The organism is Sedimenticola hydrogenitrophicus, from assembly GCF_025175675.1.
In the GTDB taxonomy this organism is placed as follows: domain Bacteria; phylum Pseudomonadota; class Gammaproteobacteria; order Chromatiales; family Chromatiaceae; genus Sedimenticola; species Sedimenticola hydrogenitrophicus.
On record NZ_JANIOA010000017.1, the window covers coordinates 87,791 to 95,020 of the forward strand.

General features: G+C 62.9%; 3 protein-coding genes. 2 read left to right on the forward strand and 1 reads right to left on the reverse strand.

Going from position 1 to position 7,230, the window contains the following annotated elements:
* Nucleotides 1–25 precede the first annotated feature (25 nt).
* Together NPX02_RS11220 and NPX02_RS11225 are read left to right on the forward strand one after the other, a co-directional pair.
* Nucleotides 26–1,384, forward strand: a complete 1,359-nt coding sequence (locus NPX02_RS11220) for a deoxyguanosinetriphosphate triphosphohydrolase (protein ID WP_260293657.1) — start codon at nt 26–28, stop codon at nt 1,382–1,384.
* Between the two features lie 456 nt (nt 1,385–1,840).
* Nucleotides 1,841–3,613, forward strand: coding sequence for an EAL domain-containing protein (locus NPX02_RS11225; RefSeq protein ID WP_260293658.1), 1,773 nt, complete (start codon nt 1,841–1,843; stop codon nt 3,611–3,613).
* Between the two features lie 463 nt (nt 3,614–4,076).
* On the opposite strand, the gene rapA is transcribed toward NPX02_RS11225, so the two are convergent.
* A complete protein-coding gene (gene rapA / locus NPX02_RS11230) occupies nt 4,077–6,974 on the reverse strand; it encodes an RNA polymerase-associated protein RapA (RefSeq protein ID WP_260293660.1) in 2,898 nt (965 codons plus the stop codon).
* Nucleotides 6,975–7,230: the final 256 nt, after the last annotated feature.

Here is a 7,230-nt window from a genome sequence, read left to right on the forward strand (position 1 = left end):
TTCACCGGTTGAGGTACTCATGACCATGCACTGGAATCAACTGCTCTCCCGTAGCCGCCTCGGGAGTGATCAAGCCCAGGGGGGGACGACAGCCCGGACCGATTTTCAGCGTGACTTTGACCGCATTGTCTTCTCCTCCGCGTTCCGCCGCATGCAGGACAAGACCCAGGTGTTCCCGCTCTCCCGGGTGGACTATATCCGCACCCGCCTGACCCACAGCCTGGAGGCCTCCAGCATCGGCCGCTCATTGGGCACCCAGGTGGGCGAGCGGGTGATCGCACGCCGCGGCCTGGATGGCTATGAGGCCTCCGATTTCGGTGATATCTGCGCCGCCGCCTGTCTGGGTCATGACATCGGCAATCCGCCGTTCGGCCACTCCGGCGAGGACGCCTTCCGCAGCTGGGCCAGTGACGCCCCCTACGGCCAGCGCCGGGTCGCCATGCTGCAGGACAGTGAGCGGGAGGATTTCACCAGCTTCGAGGGCAACGCCCAGGGGTTCCGTATCCTCACCCGGCTGCAGAATCCGGACAATCCGGGCGGCCTGCAGCTGACCTGCGCCACCCTGGCGGCCTTCACCAAGTATCCCCGGGAGTCCTGTCTGGGGGGTGGCCGTTATCCCGGGGTCAGCGCCAGGAAGCAGGGCTTTTTTGTCGAGGATCGTGCGGCCTTTGAAGCGATCGCGGCCCAGGTCGGGCTGATCCGGCGGGACGGTTCCCGTGCCGTCTGGTGCCGCCATCCCCTGGCCTTCCTGGTGGAGGCGGCGGACGATATCAGCTATCGGGTGATCGATATCGAGGACGGGTTCCGGCTCGGGTATTTCACCTTTGACGAGGTGATGGGGCTTTATCTGGACATTCTCCGCGAGCCGGAAAAACCGCGTCAGCGGATGCAGGCCATCCGTGACAGCAAGGGCAAGGTGGAGTTTCTCCGCGCCAAGGTGATCAACGAGGCGATCAGCCAGGCGATGGACTGTTTCCTGGATAACGAGGAGGCCATCCTGGGCGGCCGGTTTGACGAGCCGCTGCTGCATCAATTCCCCCGGCGGGCCGCCATGGACCGGCTGATCGAGGTGGCCAAGGAGCGTATCTACCAGGCGACCGAGGTGGTGGAGATCCAGGCGGCCGGATTCCAGGTGATCGGCGATCTGCTGGAACGTTTCATCCAGGTGCTGGACGATCTGGCGGAACAGGGCGAACAGGCCTCGGCGAAAAGCCGTATGATCTCGCGTCTGATACCGGAGCAGTTCATCGGCCCGGAGCGCATCCCCTCGCCCAACGTCTATACCCGCCTGCTGCGGCTGACCGATTTCGTCGCCGGCATGACCGACTCCTATGCGGTCTCCCTGTATAAGAAGCTTACCGGTATCTCCTTGCCCAATGCCTGATCCCGAATTCTTATAGGGGTCGCTTATAGGGGGCGGAGTCAAATTTGATCGAAGGGACTGGGTATTTATTACAATCGCGAAGGGGTCGGAGTCAAGCCGCCCGGCCCAGGAAGAATTTCCCGCCGCCAGTGCGCGGCTTGACTCCGACCCCTGTGAATACCTGATCCCGACCCCTGCGGGGCTACGCCAACAAATAACCAGGAGAGGGCCTTTTTCAAGGGGGTGCGGCGGATTTTTTTCATAATGTGTACCCCGTCTTGTTTTCGTGCCCGTACCACCGGGATGGTTTAAAGAACCGGATGCCCCGGTCGCTACATCAGCAAACAATCACCCAAACAATCACCAAGCGCCGTTCCGGCCCCGGTAATGTCCCATGCGCTTCCACCCTGCGTGGTTGCCGATGGGGCAGGGGGCGGTGTGGCCGGGTGTGCGAACTCGAGTTCTGCAGAGTAGTGGATGACCGATAACAATAACCTGGATGATGAATTTGATCTGCCGCCGCGGATGGCGGAGCGGCAGGGAGGGGAATTGGGGTTGGAATTGGCCACCCGTTCCATCCTCTCCGCTATTTCCGATGCCGTGATCACCGCGGACCTGCATCGCAACATCAGCTATATGAACGTGGTGGCGGAAAAGTTGACCGGCTGGCGACTCACGGCCGCGATGGGATTGCCGTTGGCGCGGGTGTTTCAGGCGATGGACGAGGGGGCCGCACTGCTGGACAGCGCCATCGAGCGTTGCCTGGCGACCGGAACCGTGGCCGGTGGCCAGCATCGGGAGTTGATCCTGGTGCACCGGGATGGTATCGGCATCGCCGTGGAGGCGTCGGTGGCGCCGATCTGCGATGAGCAAAGGATTATTCATGGCGTCGTCCTGGTGTTCCGCGATGTCAGTCACACCCGCAGCCTGGCGGCCCAGGTCAGCTGGCAGGCGTCACACGATACCCTGACCGGTCTGGTCAATCGGTGCAGTTTCGACAGCCGCCTGGATGACCTGTTGCGGGATGCCATGGCGACCGGGCGCATCCATGGCATGCTCTATCTCGATCTGGATCAGTTCAAGATCGTCAACGACACCTGCGGGCATGTGGCGGGCGACGAGCTGTTGCGGCAGATCGCCACCCGGCTTTCGCAGCATATCCGCGCCGGCGATACCCTGGCACGCCTGGGCGGCGATGAATTCGGCGTGCTCCTGGTCAATTGTTCGGAAGTCGTTTCATTACGTATCGCCAACAAGATGCGCCAGGCGATCCTGGATATGCGCTTTGCCTGGGATGACAAGACCTACGCCATTGGGGTCAGCATCGGTGTGGTCTCCATTACCGCGGAGAGCGAGCGGGCCGAACAGGTATTGAGCGCGGCGGATACGGCCTGTTATGCCGCCAAGGATGGCGGTCGAAACCAGGTGCATGTGTACCGGCCGGATGCCGGTGAAGCGGCCCAGCGTCAGGGTGAGATGCATTGGGTGGCACGCATACACCGTGCCCTGGAAGAGGATCGGTTCTGTCTCTATGTGCAGCCGATCGTGCCGATCGACCAGCGTTCGCCGCACACCGGTCATTACGAGGTGCTGATCCGGATGCGCGATGAGGCGGGTGCATTGGTACCGCCGAATAAGTTTATCCCGGCAGCCGAGCGGTTCGGCCTGATGCCGAGGATCGATCGCTGGGTGGTCAACCAACTGTTCAATCTGATCGGGCGTGAGTATGAGACTCTGGTGCTGGGGGGCTACTGTTTCGCCATCAACCTCTCCGGCGGTTCGGTGAATGATGAGGATACCCTGGCCTATATCGGTGAGAAGCTGGACGAGTTCAGGATTCCGCCGGGGATGATCAGTTTCGAGATCACCGAAACGGCCGCCATCGCCAACCTGGCCTCGGCCAGCTATTTTATCCGCACCCTGAAGCAGGCCGGCTGCCTGTTCTCCCTGGATGATTTCGGCAGCGGTCTCTCATCGTTCGCCTACCTGAAAAATCTGCCGGTCGATTTTCTGAAAATAGACGGTGCCTTTGTCCGCGACCTGGCCACCGATCCGATCGACCGCGCCATGGTCCAGGCGATCAATCAGATCGGCCAGGTAATGGGGCTAAAGACCATTGCCGAGTTTGTGGAGAATGACCAGGTACTGGGCCTGCTGCGGGGCATCGGTGTGGATTTTGCACAGGGCTACGGCATCGCCCGGCCAACGCCGCTGACCGATGAGGCGGGCCGGCTGCTGCTGGGAAGGTGAGGTGTTTGTTGCCTGATCGCTGTCATCCTGTAGCTTGTAGCCTGGATGGAGCCCGCCCACCGGAACTCGATAGACACGCAGTCCCATGCGGGCGAAATCCGGGGCATCATTGCGCCGAGCCTGTTCCCCGGATTCCGCCGCCGCGGGTGCATACGGCTCTTCTGTCTTGGGGGGCGGCTTCATCCGGGCTACGCGATCAGGCACATGGTGGATGCGCCTGCCGGCCTATCCCCCTACATCCGGTCAACGATCACTTTTGTAGGGTGGGTTAGGTGCGCATTGCGCAGGCGATGGCCGTTTGCATTGCACCACACGCGCACCGTAACCCACCATTTGGCGGGTCGAGGAGACGGTGGGTTACGCGGCGCCCGGGAATTGTCGCAACCGGAAAATATCGTGCCTGTGCGCCGCTAACCCACCCTATGATTGCCGGCTTATGGACAGGCCGGCGGCAGATACTTTTCTACAGTCCGATCAGCAGGCGGATGGCGTCGAGCCGCACCCGCGAGGCCGCCAGGTGACTGTTCAGTTCGCTCTGGTGCGCGCGCAGCAGGTCGATGTCCTGCTGACGGATATAGGGATTGACCCGGTGCAGGGCATCGAGGCGGTCGATCTCTTCGGCATAGTAATCGTTCATCATCGTCTCCGCCTGGCGCAGCCGTTGCCTGGCCTGGCCGGCCATGTTCTGCTCGCCCTGGGTAATCATCGCCTGGATCGGCTTGCGCAACGGGGTGACGATCTTGTGGATGACCGGCTTGGGCAGGGGGTGCAGTGCCGGTCCAATGTCGGCATCGGCGATGGCGTCGCCGCGCTCGGCCAGGCGCTGGTCGACCACCGTGCGCAGCAGCGTGGGGGGTAGGAAACGCGCTGCCTGCAACACGCCGGGGGCGGGGCATTCGAGCACGAACAGCAGCTCCAGCGCCAGCGTTCCCGAAGGCACGGCCGGATGACGTATGCCCATGGCGGCACAGTTGCCGCGCCCGCTCTCCAGCAGCATGTCCATGGCGTCGCGCACCATGGGGTGCTCCCAGGTCAGAAACAGCCACTGCTCATGGGTCAGCGCGGTGCCCCGGTCATAGGTCAGGGTCGTCCCCTCTTGCGGCAGGTGGGGGAAGTGCTCGGTCAGCATATGCTGACCGGGACGGATCACCAGGCTCTGGCTGGAGTGCGGCTCCGCCTCTACCCCATAGGCGGCGAACAGCTGTTCCATGTAATCGGCTAGCGCCGATGTGCGGTCGATCAGGGCGAGCTGCTGCACCAGCCGGTCGGCATCTTTTTCCCGACACGAATTCAATTCCAACAGGTGGTCGCGGCCGTTTTTCAATGCCGCGGCGATCAGCGCGTGGAGTTGGCGTGTGCGTGCCAGCAGCCGCTCCAGATCGGCCGGGTTGTCCGGGTGGGTGGCGTAGGCCTGGTGCAGGGCGGGGCCCAGCCGCTCCAGCAGCTGCTGGCCCGCCTGGCAGGTGTGCGCGAAGGCGTTGAGCCCCTCGTGATACCAGCGCAGCAGCACCTCCTGGGCGCTGTCCCGGAAATAGGGGGCGTGCAACTCGATCTGATGCTTCTGGCCGATGCGGTCCAGCCGGCCGATCCGCTGCTCCAGCAGGTCCGGGTTCTCGGGCAGGTCGAACAGGATCAGGTGATGGGCAAATTGAAAGTTACGCCCCTCACTGCCGATCTCCGAACAGAGCAGGATCTGGCAGCCCTGTTCGTGATCGGCAAACCAGGCTGCCGCCCGGTCGCGTTCGATGATGCTCATCCCCTCGTGGAACAGGGCGGCATGCATGCCTTCGCGGATTCTCAGCGCCTGTTCCAGCTCCATCGCGGTGCCGGCGTGGGCGCAGATCAGCAGCAGTTTCTCGCCCCGGTAGCGTTTCAGCAGGGCGATCAGCCAGTCGACCCGGGGGTCTTGGCGCCACCACTCGTCGCCGGCCTCGCCGCGCAACCCGTGCTCCGGTTGCAACAGCCGCGAGGCCGCTACAGCGGTCTGTTCGGCAGATTGGTAGAGCGCCGGCAAGTCGAGGGGATAAGCGTGGAATATGCGCGGAGCAAATCCCTTGATCCGCTCGCGGGTATTACGGAACATGCCCCGGCCGGTGCCGTGGCGGTCGAGCAGCAGCTCGGTCAATCGGTCCCTGGCCTGACGTTGTCGTGCGGGCGTCCCATCCGGATACCGGATCTCCGCCAGCAGCGCGGCGGCCTGCGTCTCCCCCAGCGTCTCCAGCAGGCGAGCGGCATCCGCGTCGGAGAGCGGCGTGTCGGCGATCAGGCCGGCGGCGGCATCGGCGATGGACCGGTAGCGGGCTTGTTCCTGCCGAAACTGCGCCAGGCTGGGAAAGCGGTCCGGGTCGAGCAGCCGCAGGCGGGCAAAGTGTCCGTCGCGGCCCAGCTGTTCCGGGGTCGCGGTCAGCAGCAATACCCCCGGGATGCGGCCCGCCAGCGACTCGATGGCCTGATACGCCGGGCTGGGGTTGGCTTCATGCCACTCAAGGTGGTGGGCCTCGTCCACAATCAGCATATCCCACTCGCCCGCGAGGGCCTGGGTCAGCCGCTGCGGTGAGCCGGTAAACAGATCCAGCCCGCAGAGTACCAGCTGTTCGGTGAGAAAAGGATTCTCGCCGTCGATCGATGCCTCGATCTCCGCGCAACGCGGCTCGTCAAACAGACTGAAGTTGAGATTGAACCGGCGCAACAGCTCCACCAGCCATTGATGCAGCAACGGCGGTGGCACCACGATGAGGGCGCGGTGCGCCCGTTCGGTGAGCAGCTGGGCATGCAGGATCAGGCACGCCTCGATGGTCTTTCCCAGCCCCACCTCATCCGCGAGCAGTATCCGCGGGGCAAGCCGGCGGCTCGCCTCATGGGCGATATAGAGCTGATGGGGCAGCAGTTCGGTACGGGCGCCGCCCAGGCCGATCAGATCGGACTGTTTCAGTGTCTGTTGCTGGAGCAGCGTGGCCTTGCGTAGCTCGAACCAGATGTTGCCGTCCGGCTGGCCGGCGAACAGCCGCGCCTGCGGACGGTTGAACTGCATGAAGGCGCTGATCGACTGTTCACCGAGCCTGGTCGCCTGGCCGCTCTTGCCTGTTCCGGAACAGGTACCGGCGTAGGTCAGCAGGCCACCATTCTGCTCCACCGACTCCACCGTCAGGTCCCAGCCCTGGTCGGATTCGATGGTATCGCCGACCTGGAACAGTACCCGGGTCAGTGGCGCGTTGTCGGCGGCATAGGTCCTGGCCTCGGCGGTCGCATTGAAGCGCAGGGTCAGGGTGCGGCCCGAGGTGCCCGTCACCATGCCAAGGCCCAGTTCAGGTTCGGTATCGCTGATCCAGCGTTGTCCCGGGATGAAATCTTGTTCTGCCATGGTGGATTCGGTCCGTGTTTTCGAGGGCGGAAGGATACGCCCATCGGGAACGATTTTCTATTCGTCCGGTAGGGATTTAGCAATTCTAAATATGGCCTTCAGCAGCCGTTTAATTATCCAGGTCCGATTAATAAGGAACCACGGATGGACACAGATTCACACAGATAGGGGGATCAGAATCCTGAATCTGTGTTTATCGGTGTCAATCCGTGGTTCTCCAGGGGGCGAGGTCCGGCCTGGATCTAACCATGGAAAT